18 protein-coding genes are annotated in these 17,249 nt (G+C 41.3%); 12 read left to right on the forward strand and 6 right to left on the reverse strand.

The genetic code is table 11. From position 1 onward, the window contains the following. Positions 1–39 precede the first annotated feature (39 nt). From C5745_RS15250 to C5745_RS15300, 11 genes are all read left to right on the forward strand, one after another. On the forward strand, positions 40–942 hold the full coding sequence (locus C5745_RS15250) for an HlyD family secretion protein (protein WP_105717891.1): 903 nt from the start codon (positions 40–42) through the stop codon (positions 940–942). Positions 943–947: 5 nt separating this feature from the next. Beyond that, positions 948–1,865 carry an ABC transporter ATP-binding protein gene (locus C5745_RS15255; RefSeq protein ID WP_105717869.1) on the forward strand — a complete coding sequence of 306 codons (918 nt, stop codon included), beginning with the start codon at positions 948–950 and terminating at the stop codon, positions 1,863–1,865. A 2-nt stretch (positions 1,866–1,867) separates the two neighbouring features. Then, the gene (locus C5745_RS15260; protein WP_105717870.1) at positions 1,868–2,605 is read left to right on the forward strand and encodes an ABC transporter ATP-binding protein; all 738 of its coding nucleotides are present in this window, start codon (positions 1,868–1,870) and stop codon (positions 2,603–2,605) included. Then, positions 2,605–3,711 carry an ABC transporter permease gene (locus tag C5745_RS15265; RefSeq protein ID WP_105717871.1) on the forward strand — a complete coding sequence of 369 codons (1,107 nt, stop codon included), beginning with the start codon at positions 2,605–2,607 and terminating at the stop codon, positions 3,709–3,711. The genes C5745_RS15260 and C5745_RS15265 overlap by 1 nt, the downstream gene beginning before the upstream one ends. Continuing rightward, positions 3,708–4,829 carry an ABC transporter permease gene (locus tag C5745_RS15270; protein ID WP_105717872.1) on the forward strand — a complete coding sequence of 374 codons (1,122 nt, stop codon included), beginning with the start codon at positions 3,708–3,710 and terminating at the stop codon, positions 4,827–4,829. The genes C5745_RS15265 and C5745_RS15270 overlap by 4 nt, the downstream gene beginning before the upstream one ends. Positions 4,830–4,947: 118 nt before the next feature. After that, complete coding sequence (locus C5745_RS15275; protein ID WP_105717873.1) at positions 4,948–5,814, forward strand: methylated-DNA--[protein]-cysteine S-methyltransferase; 867 nt, start codon at positions 4,948–4,950, stop codon at positions 5,812–5,814. Further along, entirely contained in the window at positions 5,801–6,445 is a 645-nt protein-coding gene (locus C5745_RS15280; RefSeq protein WP_105717874.1) for an alpha-ketoglutarate-dependent dioxygenase AlkB family protein, read from the forward strand. The genes C5745_RS15275 and C5745_RS15280 overlap by 14 nt, the downstream gene beginning before the upstream one ends. Positions 6,446–6,514: 69 nt before the next feature. After that, on the forward strand, positions 6,515–6,973 hold the full coding sequence (locus C5745_RS15285) for a hypothetical protein (RefSeq protein ID WP_105717875.1): 459 nt from the start codon (positions 6,515–6,517) through the stop codon (positions 6,971–6,973). Positions 6,974–7,280: 307 nt separating this feature from the next. Next, on the forward strand, positions 7,281–7,565 hold the full coding sequence (locus tag C5745_RS15290) for an HU family DNA-binding protein (RefSeq protein WP_093364748.1): 285 nt from the start codon (positions 7,281–7,283) through the stop codon (positions 7,563–7,565). Between the two features lie 12 nt (positions 7,566–7,577). Next, on the forward strand, positions 7,578–8,411 hold the full coding sequence (locus C5745_RS15295) for a tetratricopeptide repeat protein (protein ID WP_105717876.1): 834 nt from the start codon (positions 7,578–7,580) through the stop codon (positions 8,409–8,411). Between the two features lie 276 nt (positions 8,412–8,687). Then, positions 8,688–10,241, forward strand: coding sequence for an Rne/Rng family ribonuclease (locus C5745_RS15300; RefSeq protein ID WP_105717877.1), 1,554 nt, complete (start codon positions 8,688–8,690; stop codon positions 10,239–10,241). A gap of 76 nt (positions 10,242–10,317) precedes the next feature. Here C5745_RS15300 and miaA read toward each other — a convergent pair whose 3' ends face one another. The 3 genes from miaA to C5745_RS15315 all read right to left on the reverse strand — a co-directional run bounded on the left by miaA (position 10,318) and on the right by C5745_RS15315 (position 13,231). After that, positions 10,318–11,223: a tRNA (adenosine(37)-N6)-dimethylallyltransferase MiaA gene (gene miaA / locus C5745_RS15305; protein ID WP_243403370.1), complete on the reverse strand. Its 906-nt coding sequence runs from the start codon at positions 11,221–11,223 to the stop codon at positions 10,318–10,320. After that, positions 11,220–12,392, reverse strand: a complete 1,173-nt coding sequence (locus C5745_RS15310) for a Gfo/Idh/MocA family protein (protein ID WP_105717878.1) — start codon at positions 12,390–12,392, stop codon at positions 11,220–11,222. Before C5745_RS15310 ends, miaA begins: the two co-directional genes overlap by 4 nt. A 62-nt stretch (positions 12,393–12,454) precedes the next feature. Beyond that, a complete protein-coding gene (locus C5745_RS15315) occupies positions 12,455–13,231 on the reverse strand; it encodes a hypothetical protein (protein ID WP_105717879.1) in 777 nt (258 codons plus the stop codon). 134 nt (positions 13,232–13,365) lie between these two features. On the opposite strand from C5745_RS15315, the gene def reads away from it, so the two are divergent. Beyond that, positions 13,366–13,953, forward strand: a complete 588-nt coding sequence (def, locus tag C5745_RS15320; protein ID WP_105717880.1) for a peptide deformylase — start codon at positions 13,366–13,368, stop codon at positions 13,951–13,953. A gap of 22 nt (positions 13,954–13,975) precedes the next feature. Here def and C5745_RS15325 read toward each other — a convergent pair whose 3' ends face one another. Genes C5745_RS15325 through C5745_RS15335 form a run of 3 tightly spaced genes read right to left on the reverse strand, consistent with a single transcriptional unit; the run spans position 13,976 to position 16,611 of the window. Next, positions 13,976–14,578 (reverse strand): trimeric intracellular cation channel family protein, encoded by a 603-nt coding sequence (locus C5745_RS15325; protein WP_105717881.1) that lies wholly within the window; start codon positions 14,576–14,578, stop codon positions 13,976–13,978. A 59-nt stretch (positions 14,579–14,637) separates the two neighbouring features. Next, positions 14,638–16,245: a M56 family metallopeptidase gene (locus C5745_RS15330; protein ID WP_105717882.1), complete on the reverse strand. Its 1,608-nt coding sequence runs from the start codon at positions 16,243–16,245 to the stop codon at positions 14,638–14,640. Positions 16,246–16,257: 12 nt separating this feature from the next. Next, entirely contained in the window at positions 16,258–16,611 is a 354-nt protein-coding gene (locus tag C5745_RS15335; RefSeq protein WP_105717893.1) for a BlaI/MecI/CopY family transcriptional regulator, read from the reverse strand. Positions 16,612–17,249 lie beyond the last annotated feature (638 nt).

The raw sequence follows: 17,249 nt of genomic DNA on the forward strand, positions 1-17,249 counted from the left end.
AATACAGCACCAGAAAATCGCTTTTTTTTATCTAAAATTATGATAATAATTGTTTTATCAGCGTGTAACACCAATCGACATTCTTTTGATGCATCGGGTTCGTTTGAAGCCGAAGAAACGATTATATCAGCCGAGGCGCAAGGCATGTTAAAAGTCTTTGATATAAAGGAAGGACAAACTCTACAGGCCGGGGAACAAATTGGTTATGTTGACAGCGTGCAGCTGCATTTAAAGAAGAGACAATTGGAGGCGCAGGTACGCGCATTAACCGGAAAGAAACCGAACATCCCAGTTCAGCTATCTGTCCTGGAGGAGCAATTAAGAACTGCTGAAAAAGAGAAGGCCCGAATAAGTAAACTGGTAAAAGGTGATGCAGCAACACCCAAGCAGCTAGACGATATGAACGCGCAAATTGAAGTACTGAAAAAGCAAATTGAAGCGCAGAAATCATCATTAAGCATCTCTAGCGAAGGTATTAGCAAAGACGCTATTCCGTTGCAGATACAGATTGAACAATTAGAAGATCAACTAAGCAAATGCCATATTGTAAATCCTATAGCGGGAACAGTATTAACCAAATATGCCGAAGCCAATGAGATGGCTACTGTGGGGAAACCGTTATACAAAATTGCCGATCTATCCAATATCATCTTGCGCGCTTATATTACAGGGAATCAGTTATCCCAAATCAAGCTCAACCAAAAGGTAAGCGTAAACACCGATGATGGCAACGGGGGATATAAGGAAACAACGGGAATAATAACTTGGATAAGTGACAAAGCAGAGTTTACGCCAAAAACTATCCAAACGAAAGACGAAAGGGCAAACATGGTATACGCGATAAGAGTGAAGGTTAAGAATGATGGGACGTACAAAATAGGCATGTACGGTGAAATTTTGTTCAATGGAGAAGAGGAAAAAGAAAGCGGAAATGATGATTAACTATAATGAAAGACGTTGTTTTAAATAATATCTCCAAGACTTACGATAGCGGAATGGTGCAGGCGGTAAGTGACGTGTCATTTCACGTAAACAAAGGCGAATTGTTCGGGTTGATTGGGCCTGATGGCGCAGGTAAGACAAGCATTTTCCGCATCCTCACCACCTTACTTTTACCGGATGGGGGCTCAGCTTCAGTAAATGGTTCTGATGTGGTAGAAGATTATATGACTATTCGTAAAAACGTAGGCTACATGCCCGGCAAATTCTCTTTGTATCAAGATTTAACAGTACAGGAAAACCTGAACTTTTTTGCAACGATATTCAATACCAGCGTAAAAGAAAATTATGATCTTATCAAGGATATATATATACAGTTAGCGCCCTTTAAGGATCGGAGGGCAGGAAAACTTTCTGGGGGTATGAAACAGAAATTAGCTTTATGCTGTGCACTAATACATCGCCCGACGGTACTCTTTCTCGATGAACCGACCACAGGTGTGGATGTTGTCTCCAGAAAAGAATTCTGGGAGATGCTGAAACGTCTGAAACAGCAAGGGATTACCATACTGGTTTCCACCCCATATATGGATGAAGCCACGCTTTGCGAACGGATTGCCCTGATACAGAATGGCAGCATCATGTCAATCGATACGCCTAAAAACATCATAGCGCAATTCCCGAACCATCTCTTTGCTGTGAGGAGCGATAATATGGGAAACCTGCTGAAGGATTTAAGAAAGGCTAAAATAATAAAAAGCTGTAATGCGTTTGGCGCATACCACCATGTGACATTCCACGACGACAGTCCGGAGATGAAAGAAAAGCTTATGCGTGTTTTGGAAGAAAAAAAACATACGAATATAGAATTAAAGCCGGTCACGCCAACCATTGAAGATTGCTTTATTTATTTGATGGAGAACTAGGAATGGATACTGTAATACACACCAATAAACTCACGAAACGATTTGGCGATTTTGTTGCCGCCAATGAGATCACCTTCGATGTGTACCGGGGTGAAATATTTGGTTTTCTTGGCGCGAATGGTGCCGGAAAAACAACGGCTATGCGCATGTTATGCGGCTTATCCACACCTTCATCGGGAACGGCTACCATTGCCGGATTCGATATTTACAAACACGCTGAGGAAATCAAAAAGAACATTGGCTATATGAGTCAGAAATTCTCGCTGTATGAAGATTTAACCGTGCTGGAAAATATCCGATTTTTTGGTGGTATCTATGGTTTATCGGACAGACAATTAAAAGAAAAGAGTGAACAGCTTATAGAAACACTAGGTATGAAAAGCGAGGGCAAAAAGATGGTGGGTTCATTGCCGCTGGGTTGGAAGCAAAAGCTATCCTTCTCGGTAGCTATTCTTCATGAACCCAAAATCGTTTTCCTCGATGAACCCACGGGAGGTGTTGATCCGGTAACCAGACGTCAGTTTTGGGATTTGATATATGAAGCGGTTGACAATGGGATCACTGTTTTCGTGACCACGCATTATATGGACGAAGCTGAATATTGTAATCGTATTTCGATGATGGTGGACGGTGAAATAAAAGCACTCGATACACCGGCAAAATTGAAACAACGATATTCCGTCACATCGATGGACGAGGTTTTTTATGAATTAGCTAGAGGAGCAAAAAGGAGCGAATAATGAATAACATTTCCACTTTTATACGAAAGGAGTTTCTGCATGTTTTTCGCGACCGGAAAACCCTATTGATGCTGTTTGGTCTACCCATAGTGCAGATTATTTTATTTGGTTTTGCATTGACTAATGAAATTAAAAATGCAAAAATTGTTGTCTGCGACTATGCAAAAGATGCTGCTTCACAGCAGATTATAGAAAAGCTAAAAGCAAGCGAACAGTTTGAAATTCAAAATACACTATTAGGCCATAAACAAATAGAAGCAACCTTTAAAGAAGGGCAAATAAAAATGGCGGTTGTTTTTCCTGCTAATTTCAACAACGACTTATTGCATAAGAATAAGGCGCAGGTGCAGTTAATCACAGATGCATCCGATCCTAACACAGCAACGACAATCAGTGGATACGCTAGTCAAATCATCATGGATTATCGGAACGAACTGATGCTATTGCAAGATCTACCCTACCAGATTAATACAGAGATGAGGATGATTTATAACCCAGAACTGAAGGCCGCTGTAAATTTTGTTCCGGGGGTAATGTCGTTGATTTTATTACTCGTCTGTGTATTGATGACTTCCGTCGCTATCGTAAAAGAAAAGGAAATGGGAACAATGGAGGTATTGTTGGTCTCGCCGTTTAATCCTTTTTTGGTTATTGTGTCTAAAGCAGTACCCTATCTTGCCGTATCCCTGATTAACTTAACGGTCATTTTGTTGCTGAGTGTTTTTGTGTTGGGAATGCCGATTAATGGTAGTGTTTTATTACTATACGCGGTGAGTACGTTATTTATCATTACAGCACTTTCCCTAGGATTGCTGATTTCGAATAGCACGGCTTCGCAACAGGCAGCCATGTTGATTTCGCTGATGGGTATGTTGGTCCCGTCCATTCTATTTACAGGCTTTATGTTTCCATTAGAAAATATGCCGTATCCCCTACAGCTTGTATCCCATATCATTCCTGCCAAATGGTATTATATTATCGTTAAATCTATTATGGTGAAAGGGTTAGGTTTCTCGGCAATATGGAAAGAAACACTGGTTTTATTCGGGATGACACTCCTGTTACTGGTCGTTAATATCAAAAAATTTAAAATCCGTTTGACATGAGAACGCTGAAATTTTTGTTGCGGAAAGAATTTAAGCAGATATTTCGCAATAAAGCTTTATTACCTATGCTGTTTGTCGTGCCTATCATGCAATTGCTTATTCTTCCGTTGGCTGCAGATTATGAAGTAAAGAATATCAACATTACGATTGTTGACCAAGACCATTCGGCCTATTCGCAAAAGTTGATTTCAAAAATAATGGCATCCGGATATTTCAGGCTGGCAAGTTATGCAACGGGGTTTAACGATGCATTTGATGATGTTGAAAATGACCGATCCGACTTGATATTAGAAATACCACAAGGTTTTGAACGTAACCTTATCCGGGAAAATGAACAACAGCTATATACGGCCGTTAATTCTATTAACGGTGTAAAAGCTAATCTTGGGGGCACATATTTGAATCGCATCATCGCCGATTATAACGCAGACGTTCGGGTCGAATGGGTACAGATGCCGAAATTCAACGGCCTTCCGACTATTGAAATCGTTTCGTCCAATTGGTTTAATCCTACGATGAACTATCGTTTTTATATGGTTCCTGGTATTCTCGCTTTGTTGGTCACTATGATCGGAGCATATATGTGCGCGCTTAATATTGTTAAGGAAAAAGAAAAGGGCACAATTGAACAAATAAATGTGACACCAATCAAAAAGTATCAATTTATTTTGGGAAAACTTATACCTTTCTGGGTTATCGGCATCGTGGTATTCAGTATGGGGCTGTTTGGGATCGGATGGCTGGTTTATGGCATCGTGCCCATTGGGAACCTGCTCCTGCTATATGCATATCTTTTGGTATATTTGATGGCCATATTAGGTTTGGGACTGTTGATTTCCACGTATGCGGAGACCCAACAACAGGCAATGTCGATAGCTTTTTTCTTTATGATGATTTTTATCTTGATGAGTGGATTGTTTACGCCTATTGATGGCATGCCCCAATGGGCTTATATAATGACGCAATTCAGCCCTATAACCTATTTTATAAAGGTCATGCGGATGATTGTGTTGAAAGGAAGTACATTTTCCGATATAAAAAGCCATTTTTTAATCATGATAGGTTTTGCAGTATCCCTTAACGGGTGGGCGATTTATAACTATAAAAAGACCAGCTAATCGCAGTATTGTCTTTTACATTACAAGCACGGTTATCTTGTTGGAAGTATATCGCATATTTCGGATTTTACCCTTGCGAAATATTGTAGATTTTTGTAGAATAAGCGATCAGAAAAAGATGGAAACACAGACAACTATGAATTATAATCGTATAGCAAAAGCCATTGATTATATTAAGGCACATTTTAAGGAACAGCCCAATCTGGATGATGTAGCGGAGAACATAAGTTTAAGTCCGGCACACTTTCAACGGATGTTTACCGAATGGGCAGGAACAAGTCCGAAAAGATTTTTGCAGTACATCTCTCTAGAACATGCCAAGAAGATGCTAAAAGAGGAACGGGCAACACTGTTTGACACCACTTTTGAGACAGGACTTTCCAGCACGAGTCGTCTCCATGATCTGTTTGTAAACATCGAAGGAATGACACCGGCAGAATATAAAAACGGAGGTAAAAACTTAGGGATCAATTATAGCTTTGCCGAAAGCCCTTTTGGTACGTTGATCACTGCTGCCACCGAGAAAGGTGTCTGCTATATGGCCTTTGAAGACGATGAGAAAAAAGCTTTGTCCAATTTAAGAGCAAAATTTCCGAATGCTACATTCCGAAGAAAATTAGATTTACTACAGCAAAATGCATTGTTTATTTTTCAAAATGATTGGAGCAAGCTCAGTGAGATTAAATTACATCTAAGGGGTACCGATTTTCAACTGAAAGTATGGGAAAGTCTATTAAAAATTCCCATGGGTAAATTGTCTACCTATGGTTATATCGCCGAACAAATAGGCAGTCCGAAAGCTTTCCGTGCCGTGGGAACGGCTATCGGAAGTAATCCAGTTGCTTTCTTGATCCCTTGTCATCGTGTCATTCAGTCATCCGGCATATTTGGCGGATATATGTGGGGATCGACGAGAAAAACAGCCATTATTGGCTGGGAAAGAGCAAAAGTATGCACAGAAAACACAAGGCATGGACTTATTTAACCAATCCCCCGATAGCGATCAAAATTGGCTACCTTATGACGGGGTAGTAAACTATTACGGGAAATTGATGTCCAAAGAGCAAGCCGATTTTTATCTAAACCGTTTATTAGAGACTATAGAATGGAAAAATGACGAAGCAGTTCTTTTCGGGAAAAGAATAATTACCAAAAGAAAAGTCGCCTGGTACGGCGAAAAGCGCTACGAATACTCGTATTCGAACACAACGAAATATGCGCTACCCTGGACAAAAGAATTGTTGGAGTTAAAAACCTTAATAGAGAAAGAAACAGGTGAAACGTTTAACTCCTGTCTGCTCAATTTGTATCACAACGGAGATGAAGGAATGGCATGGCATAGCGATGGAGAACGCGATTTAAAGCGAGACGGAGCAATCGGATCCGTGAGCTTTGGAGCAGAACGGAAATTTGCATTCAAGCACAAGCAGACCAAAGAAAGAGTAGCGCTTTTTTTAGCACATGGAAGCCTTTTGGTCATGAAAGACACCACACAAACCCACTGGTTACACCGATTACCGCCAAGCAAGAGGGTTAAGACACCCAGGGTGAACCTGACGTTTAGAACGATAGAAGATCAAACGAAAGACAGCACGAATAGGAATAGGGAGCAATAATACATCAAGATTACATTCCGATTCCGGAAATATCGAAATTTAGGTTAAATTTACCAGAAGAAAGTCGATATGAAGAAATTAGGAATTTTGTTGATTATTTGTTGTTGTTCGACGGGGGGCTTAAAAGCACAAAAGGCGCAAAAATTAGGTTGGATATGGGGACCGTCTGTCGGATGGCAGTATCAAAGCGGAAATTTTCTGAAAGCATCCGGGTGGGGACTATTTGCGCCCAACGAGCGTCAATATATAAAGATTAATGCCGGGGCAAATTTTACGTGGATGCAGAGCAAGACCACCGTTGTTCCTGAATTAGGTTTTACCTATTATCTAAGCAATAGTTTGATTTTGCCATTTGTTCAGGCGGAGGTGACACCATATACATTGACACCTAAAGTTGGAATAAGTATGCTTTCCATTTTAGACTTGGGTATAGGCTATGGATTTCATATGAAAACCAAGGAAGATTTTAAACCGTTAAAGGGACTAACTGGATCGGTAACGTTGAATATTCCGCTGAATTTCTACTAATAGGCTGAAACCTGCATAAATCGCCTTAATCAAAAGAATATAAGTAGTTTATGCAACCTTCATCGCTGTTAAAAAACAATTTATTCTGATGAAAATTAGCGCGGTCTTTTGTTTTTAAAAATTATTTCTGTCCAGTTTTCTTTTCCTGAAAGGTATAAATAGTTGATACAGAAAAGTTTTTGAACGGTCTGAGTTTGGGAAAAAAATAAAATAAATTTTTAAACATCATAAAAAAAAGATACTTTTGCATCCCCAAACTGCTGTTGCGTTAAGGGTTGAAAAATAAATAATTACAGTAAAAACAGATATGACTAAAGCAGAAATCATTGCGGAGATCTCTAATAAGACAGGCTTAGAGAAAGTAGATGTTCAAGAAACAGTAGAGGCGTTTTTTAAGGTGGTGAAAAATGCTATGATTAGCGGAGAGAATGTGTACGTTAGAGGTTTCGGAAGTTTTGTTGTGAAGAAAAGAGCAGAAAAAACGGCTCGTAATATTTCGAAAAACACAGCTATTATTATTCCGGCGCACTACGTGCCAAGTTTTAAGCCGGCAAAAGTTTTTGTTGAAAAAGTTAAACAAGGAAACAAGTAAAACTAGGTCGAGATGAATACCAAACAAATAATCGTGGTTGTCGTTGTGGTTGCCTTAATGGGGGGACTTCTTGCGCGGCCTATCAAAGGTTTGGTAGACGAAAACAAGGGAGCTAATGATCCGGCGGGTGAAGCAGCTTCGTCGGCTTTTACTCTTCAAAGTGTATCTGAAATTACCAAACAGTCTATAAACACCAGTATAGCACAGGAAATTACGACTTTAGAGGAAAAAGCTAAAGAAGCCAATGGCGACGAAAAGCTCGCTTTGTTGGAACAATTAGCCCAAAAGTGGGATGATGTTGCCAAATTTGCTCCTCAGGGATTTATTTATGAGGAAATGGCCGAAACATCACCTAAATTTGAGTATTGGTTGAAAGCTGGTGATGCCTATCGTACGGCGTATACGAATTTGCAGGATACGGCTATGTCGGCAGAACTGAATAGGCTGGCCATTCGGTCGTATGAAAAAGCAACAGAACTGGACGAAAACAATTTGGACGCAAAAACAGGTTTAGGCGCAGCTATGGTTACAGGCAGTGGCAACCCAATGGCAGGAATCGCGTTGTTACAGGAAGTTGTCGCAAAAGACCCAAAAAATATTCATGCAAACAAAACACTGGGACTGTTCTCTTTGCAGTCCCGTCAATTCGACAAAGCTATTGAGCGATTCAAAACGGTTGTCGAATTAAGCCCCGATGCAGAATCGTACTTTTACTTAGCGACGGGCTACGAAAATATTGGATTGAAAAACGAAGCTATTGCAGCTTTTCAAAAAAGTAAAGAGCTTGCTTCGGATCCAACCTTATCTCAGTTCATCGACAGACGTGTAGAGGAACTCAGCAAGTAATTAACATATTAATTTAATCATTAAAAACATTAAAGCTATGCCAAGCGGAAAAAAAAGAAAAAGACACAAAATGGCTACGCACAAGCGTAAGAAACGTTTAAGAAAAAATAGACACAAGAAAAAATAAGCTTGTTGGTCTTTAGGTTAATACCTGCAAGATGTCATACAATCTATAGTTTTTCAAATGGAAGACAATAGATTGTATTTTTTCATTAACGAGTTTTTATGTTTCATCAGGCTAAATACAGGTCGTATAAAGCCGTAAATGAGTAGCTGTTGGTAAAGGAATTAATTATCGATTCGACTCCCGATAAGGGGGTGACTATTGCTTTACTACAGGACAAACAGCTTGTTGAGCTGAACAAGGAACAGGCAGATAATAATTTCGCCGTAGGCGATATTTATCTAGGGCGAATCAAAAAGATTATGCCCGGCCTCAATGCCGCTTTCGTAGATGTAGGCTACGAAAAAGATGCGTTCTTACATTATTTAGATTTAGGACCTCAGGTTCAGTCTTTGCTCAAGCTAACACGGATAGTAAAGAACGGCAGCTATCAAGAGAAGCTGCTCAATAGTTTGAAGCTCGAAAAGGACATTGATAAAGCAGGAAAGATTTCGGATATATTAAGTCGAAACTTGCTTTTACCGGTACAAATTGCGAAAGAACCTATCTCGACGAAAGGCCCCCGATTAAGTTCGGACCTGTCTATCGCAGGTAGATTCGTTGTATTGGTCCCGTTTTCGAGCACGGTTTCCATATCCAAGAGAATTAAAGGGAGCGCTGAACGAAATAGGTTGAAGAAGATAGTGGAAAGTATTAAACCACCAAACTTCGGCGTTATCATACGGACAGTTTCGGAAGGAAAAGGTGTAGATGAATTACAGAAAGACCTTTTAGATTTAATCTCGAAATGGGAACTTTTTACCAAACGCCTTAAAAGTGTTGAGCCCGCCCAGAAGGTATTGGGTGAAATGGATAGAGCTTCTACCATTTTGCGTGATATATTAACGGACGAATTCACTCACATCCATGTCAACGATCATGCACTATATGAAGAAGTAAAATCGTATGTGCAGGAAATTTCGCCCGATCTCGAAAAAATAGTAAAGCTTTATAAACATAAAGAGCCTATTTTTGACCACTTCGGCATCGAAAAACAGATTAAGGCGTCTTTCGGCAAAACGGTAAACCTGCAAGGTGGTGCTTACCTCGTAATCGAGCACACCGAAGCCCTCCACGTAGTGGATGTCAATAGCGGTAACCGAATTGCTAGTAAAGAAAATCAGGAAGAAAATGCGCTGCTAGTAAATAAAGAAGCAGCAAAGGAAATCGCTAGGCAATTGCGATTACGTGATATGGGAGGTATCGTGGTTATCGATTTTATCGATATGCACAAGCCGGCCAATCGCAAAGAGTTGTACGGGTTTTTGAAAGAATGCATGGCAAACGATCGCGCCAAGCATACCATTCTTCCCCCAAGTAAATTTGGGCTGGTACAAATAACCCGTCAGCGCGTCAGACCCGAAATGAGTGTTGTGACAAACGAGAAATGTCCGGCGTGTGGAGGAACTGGCGAAATTCGTTCGAGCATCGTATTGCTAGACGATATTGAAAGCAATTTGAGTTATATTTTACAAGAGCAAAACGAAAAGGGAATCACATTGTGTGTGCACCCGTATATAGGCGCCTACATTACGTCTGGTTTGTTCTCTATAAGGCTCAAATGGTTTTTTAAATACGGTAAATGGATAAAAATAAAAGATATTTCATCGTATTATTTGACACAGTTTAGATTCTTCAATTCTAAGGAAGAAGAAATTAAGTTGTAGGTTTAGAAAACATTAAAGTAAAGGCTGCCAAAATGGGCAGCCTTTGTTATATACGAACCGTCGTTGAAGACAACCGTCAGAGCCAATTTATCTGGATTCCATCTTTTTCCATTTTTCGGAAATAGGTCATCTGCCGCTTAGCATATCGGTGTATTTCCGTGTTTAGTTTGCTGAAAAATTCGGGATAAGTCAGTGAACCTTGTAAGTACAACGTCGCGTATTTGTATTCCAAACCATAATAAATTAAGTCGGCTTCACTTACCCCCATTTCCATTAAGCTCTCGACTTCTTCAATGAGCCCCTGTTGCAAACGCTCTCGGAGTCTGTTTGTAATAGAGGCCCGCCGTTGTTCTAGATGAGAGTGGATGCCGAAAACAAGATAATTATCGATCACACGCTGGGCGTGTGATATTTCTGGATGCTGTTGTAAATGAAGCAGGATTTCCAGCGCGCGTACTAAACGTTTATGATTATCAAAGTCGACTTTAAAATCTTTCGGAATACCTATATGACGTATCTGCGTGATGAGTTCCGCTTTGCTTAAACCAATTAATTGTTGCTGCAAGTCGTAGTTTTTTGGAATTTGTGCGTAAGGGCTTTTCTGTAAAATTGTTTGGATATACGACCCTGACCCACCACAAAGTATAGGGCGTTTCTGTTCGCCTATGATATAGTCGTAAGCTTGAAAGAAGTCCGCGCGAAAAAGATCGACGTTGTATCTTTCACCCGGATTTTTGATATTGATAAGGTGGTACGGTATATGCTGATATTCTGCCAAATCTTTGCCAGTTCCAATATCCATATGCCTATATACTTGGCGGGAATCTGCGGATATAATTTCGCCGTCAATTTGGGCGGCCAGTTCTGCGGCTAACTTGGTTTTCCCCGACGCAGTGGGGCCGAGTATGATAAGTAATAAATCAGGCGAAAGTTTTTCTTTCGCCTGATTTATTATTGTGTTTATTCTAGTGGTAATATTCACTCGTCAAATTTAATCCATTTTTCGTTACTAGCATTGCTGGTAACGACATTCTGAACAAAAGCCATGCCCCGTACACCATCATCTACTGTTGGAAAATCCAGTTCCTCTGGGGTTGGGGTTCTGCCTTCGCGTTTTGCGCTTGTCGTTGCTGCAAAGTTACGATAGATGTTAGCAAAAGCTTCTAATAATCCTTCAGGATGCCCCGCAGGTATACGCGTGTTGTGTGTTGCAAATGAACTTAACGCATACGGTGTCGTATAGGCATTCCCTGTGCGGTAGAGTTGTCGAGGCTGATCCAGCATTTTAATAATGAGGTTATTTGGATCTTCGTTTGCCCACTCTAATCCACCTTTTTCACCGTAAACACGGATCCGTACGGCATTTTCTTCTCCGGCGGAGATTTGAGATGCCATTAAAACCCCTTTGGCGCCATTGTCGAAACGTAATAGTACGGAGCCATCATCATCGAGTACGCGGCCTTCTACCAATGTGCTTAAGTCAGCACATAGTTCTGTGATTTTTAAGCCCGAAACATATTCTGCTAAATGAGCAGCATGGGTTCCAATATCGCCCATAACGAGCGATAGACCCGATTTTTTGGGGTCAGCTCGCCATGCAGCGCCCGTATTTCCCTCGCGCTCAGATAAACGACTTAGCCAGCCTTGTGGATATTCGACGACGATTTTCCGGATTTTGCCAAAATGGCCGTCTTTCACCATAGCTTTTGCTTGTTTCACCATAGGGTAGCCTGAATAAGTATGCGTCAAACAAAGCGTTCTTCCTGTCTTTTCTACAGTAGCTTTCAGTTCTTTAGCTTCGTCCAACGTGACTGTCATCGGTTTTTCTACGACTACATCAAAGCCGTTTTCCAAGGCCATCTTTGCTGGCCCAAAATGCAGGAAATTAGGTGTAACGATCGTTAGGAAGTCCATACGGTCGCCCTCAGGCAGTTGCGATTCTTTCGCTATCATCTCTTCGTAGTTCGCATATACCCGGTTTGGCGCGACAAACAGCTCTTCAGCAGATTGGCGAGAAACTTCCGGGTCAATACTGAACGCACCACAAACAAGTTCTATTTTTCCATCCATAAAGGCGGCGATCCGATGGACTGCTCCAATAAAGGCGTCTTTGCCGCCGCCAACCATGCCCATACGTAGTTTACGTTTCATGTGCAAATAATTTGTTTAAATTAATGTTTAACAGGCTAAATATACACAACCGAAACTAGTTTTCATAGCTGGAGCACCAATTTTGTACTCCCGTTGTTATGTGAGAGATATCCCATCGGATATGTTTGTTTGAGTTCAGAGAGTCGCTCGGGATCCGTAATATAATAACGTTCCTTGCCTAGAATCCAAAACGCCTGAGGAGGTGTATGTCCCTCCTCATGAAAGCCCAAAGTACGGAGATTTGAAACCGCTGCCCAATCCCTGTCTACATAGGTCATAATATCACTTGGATGAAAATCCTGGACGAATGCTTTTAGGAGTTTTGACAGTCCACCTACGACGCGATATCCCGCCTTATGACAAAAGCGCAAGAGTTCGAAGGAACGGTAACTAATTGAATCTTGTCTCCGCATTCTTCTGCCCCCGCTAAAAATAGCAACAGATACGAGTTCGCCGTTATGGAATAACCCATAACGATATTTACCGGGAATGGCAATTTGCAAGTGGTTCTCGTTTAAAAATGCCGAGGCCATGCGTTTATCTATACGGGCAACGACCGTTTGACGACCATAAATCACCTGCCCTTTCCCCAAAAGGGAGCACAACCGGGAAAGGATCTTGCGCGGATCTTTCAATATTTGATCATGGTCGACATGGAACGTGCGGATGTCGCCCACATCTACGCGTTCCGCACTTCCACCGAAATAGATAGCCAACGCAAAACAGGGCATTTTGGCATAGAGAACGACTACGCCGTTTAAATATCGATTCGAAAAGGAAGTGTCCAGTCCCTTCTCTAATTCAAGAATAAAATCCGCTATCGCCAAAGGTAAGCCCATACCACACAAAGTTAATACAATCTGAATGTGTATAAATTTTTATTGATACCTTTGCATAAAAATTAAAAATTGTAAAATTCGATGAAGCCAATCCTTTTACCAGGTGCGCTCATCAGCATAATGTAAATGATTAAATGAAATTACCCATTGTTGCATACGGTGACCCTATATTAAGAAAAAAAGCAGCGGAGATTGACGAAGATTATCCCAATTTGAAACAGTTGATCAGCGACATGTTTGAAACGATGTATGCGGCTCGCGGAGTAGGTCTCGCCGCACCACAGGTTGGATTGCCTATTCGTTTGTTTGTGATTGATGCCTCTCCATTTGCGGAAGATGATGAGGATGGTGAGGGTGACCCAGCACTCAAAGACTTTAAAAAAGTACTGATCAATCCGATTATCATAGAAGAAAAAGGAGAAAAATGGAGCTTTAACGAGGGCTGTCTAAGTATACCGGATATCAACGAGGATATTATACGCTCTTCCCAAGTAGTCATTAATTATTTGGATGAAGATTTTGAAGAACATGAAGTCGAGCTTTCTGGACTCGCAGCCCGTGTTGTTCAGCATGAATACGATCATATCGAAGGTAAACTGTTTGTCGACAAATTGAGTCCATTGAAGAAAGCAATGCTAAAGGGGAAGCTAGAGGCGATATCCAAAGGTATGGTACAGGTAGGGTACAAAATGAAATTTCCCAATCCGAAGAAGAAAAGGTAACTTGCTAGTTATCCTTATCTTCCTAGCCTCCTATTCCTGGCAAGGATAATTCGTACTTTACAGCGACGAGCCTGATGGCTGACACCGTCAGCGTAGATACAAAGGCATTCGTCGCTGTATCAACACCCCAAGTTCCTAAAACTACATACATAACTGCGCCTGAGAGACAAGCTGTGGCATATATTTCTTTTCGAAAAATTAAGGGTGTTTCATTCATCAATGTATCGCGTATTACGCCTCCCATAACCGCGGAGAATACGCCTAGAATAACTGCGGCAGTTTGTGAGCTTTCGTAAGTAAGCGATTTTTGTACGCCAACGACACAGAAAAAACCGATCCCTAGGGCGTCAAAGAAAGTTAGCGTTCTCGCCAATCGATACAACTGTTTGTTAGCAACGACGGAAATGATGACACCTGTTAAAATGGCAATAAGATAATTGCTGTCCCCTACCCATATTGGGCGTAAATTTAAAAATACATCACGTAATGACCCCCCTCCGATTGCCGTCACAAACCCTGTAAATGTGGCTCCAAAAATATCGATGCCAGAGCGGTTGGCAGCCATAGCGCCCGAGATGGCAAAGACCATCGTGCCTAAGAGATCAATGCAATAAATTATGTTCATCCCTCAATAACAATATAATAATGCACAAAGATAGTGCATTATAGTGGACGATGATAATGTTATTCAGGAGAGTTGTGCAATTCTAGCATCTTTTTAGCATTCGCTTCGATATCGGCGATCTTCGCTTTCCATTCGGGCGAATTGAAATATTCCTCTGTTTTTCTGGCATGTGCTTCTATGTTTGCGACCTTATTTTTCCATTCCGGCGAGTTGTAGTACGCCTCTATCTTGCTGGCATTCGCTTCGATGTCGGCGATTTTTGCTTTCCATTCGGACGAATTGAGATATTCCTCTGCTTTTCTGGCATTCGCTTCGATATCGGTCATCTTCGCTTTCCATTCGGACGAATTGAAATACTCCGCTGTTTTTCTGGCATGTGCTTCTATGTTTGCGACCTTGTTTTCCCATTCCGGCGAGTTGAAGTATGCTTCTATCTTGCTGGCATTCACTTCGATGTCGGCGATTTTTGCTTTCCATTCGGGAGACTGGAAATGTTCCGCGTTTTCAATATGTGTTTGTTCCATCGGTACACCCTCGGGTTCCAGAGGTGGTTTTATGGTGTCGGGAGAAGAGCGTGTATAGCTTGGCGCGATTGCTGGAGCAGGTATTTGATAAGGCGTTTCCGAAATAGCTACAGCTACAGCTACGGGTGCGTTTTCTTTAGTAGCCGTTTTTTCTTTTGGTCCAATCCATGCGATGGTGATTAACGCTAGGGAGCAAAGGACAACCGGTATAAGATGTCGTCGGGTGTTGATATGATTTTTTTCCATATTGGTAATTCGTTGTATGCGGTGTAATAAATGATGTTTTTTTCCGACCGCGGCCATGGCATGGGCGGGAGCAGACGTGTTTTTGAGGACTTCGACAGACATAAGTGCTTGAGCGTAAGCGATGGAAGAAGGAATCCATTCCATTGCCATATCGTCACAGGCATGTTCCCTTTCGGTTTCTATGTGCTGTGAAAGCAACCAAACAAACGGATTGAAAAAAAGTATAGTTTCTATCGCGACCTTAAACAGGTTGAATAGATAGTCGTGGCGTTTAATGTGTGCTAATTCATGTATTAATATAGATTCGACCTGTTCTGGCTTCAGATTGTTGACAAATGCTACAGGAAATAGCACAATTGGTTTCAGGTGTCCTATGGTTAATGGTATGGACACTTTATCCGATAGATAGAATTGTATATGTTGTTTAATTTGTATTTTGTCACAAATCTGTTGAAAGGATTGCATCCACGCGATTGGAGCAGTTGATATCCCTTGCGTTCTAAGGTAATGTAGCTTAGCAAAACTGTTACTAAAAATGATCAGTTGAATAAAAAGTCCTAACACATATAAAGAACTCATCCATGGCAATAACGGTTCCAATGCTTTTAAAAGCTGAGAGTAGGTTTCTTGTGAAAAGGCTAATGATAAGTCTCCATTCTTCATAAATGTTTTCGCTGATGTAGGAGCTACATCCATGCAGCGGGTAAAAGTAACAGCAAATGAGGTAAGAAGGATAAATTGGCCGGATAAGGCGAAAACATATTTGTTTTTAGAAGTAAGTTTTGGAAGCAAGAGGTAGGCTAAGGATAATGCACCGTATATCAATGCCCCCTGCCAAAGAGAATGTACCATGCTCAACCCTAGCGCCTGTGTGATGTTTTGAAGTAGGCTGTTCATACTTTATAGATTTTAAAGATTGTTCAGATATTCTTTGATTAGTTCTATTTCTTCCTTGCTAGCCCGTTTGTTGCCCAGTGCCTGCATGACTAAGCGAGTCGTAGAACCATTATATACTGTATTGATTATCTTGTCTAGAAACTTATGCTGTGTTTGCTCTTTACTTAATAGTGCTTTATACAAATGGGTCTTTTTGGAGGTATCCCGCGAAACCATACCTTTGTCGAGCATAATTTGCATCAGCTTGAGCGTGGTGGTGTATCCCGCATCTTTTTTGTTGAGCCCTTCGTGAACACTCCGCACGCTGCTCTCCCCTTTTTCCCAGAGGATTTGCAATATTTCCATTTCGCTATCTGTTGGCTTCATTTTGTCTACGAATTGTTTCGTAGACAAACGTACGAAAGAATTCGTAGATTCCAAATAAAAAGAACTTTTTTAACAAATTACCGAATGTTAAGCATAGCTGATGCGCGCCGGGCTGCCTTCGTTCCGTCCCTGTGCGGTCCGGGGAGGGGGATTTTCAAAAACTATCGTGCAGTTTTCCAGGGTTTTGGGTCCTTCGGGGCGAAAAAAGGGTGTTTAGGCTTGCGTTTTATGCCCGGAATCTCTACCTTTGCACCACTCCGCGAGGGAGTACGGCGGTCCTTCGGGACCTTGGGCCGGGGAGAGAGGAGAAAATAAAAAAATATTTTTTGCTTTTTTGAAAAACTTTCCTACCTTTGCAGTCCCTTCGGAAACGGAGGGTAAAACACAAGAGATAGATTCCGTTCCTTCCGGGGAGCGGTTGAGATAGCCGAAGCGCGAAGCGGAGGTGCAGAAGTTCTTTAAGATAGATGATCATGTAGCGCAGCGAGTACCCTTTATGGGGGAAAGTTGTAACAGAACAGACAATTTTTTCGGTCCGGGCCGTACAGTACAATTACTGACGATCCGGTCATAAAAAAGATGACCGGGGTCAACATTCATTTTTACAATGGAGAGTTTGATCCTGGCTCAGGATGAAC

It is taken from the genome of Sphingobacterium haloxyli, from assembly GCF_002980525.1.
Classification (GTDB): domain Bacteria; phylum Bacteroidota; class Bacteroidia; order Sphingobacteriales; family Sphingobacteriaceae; genus Sphingobacterium; species Sphingobacterium haloxyli.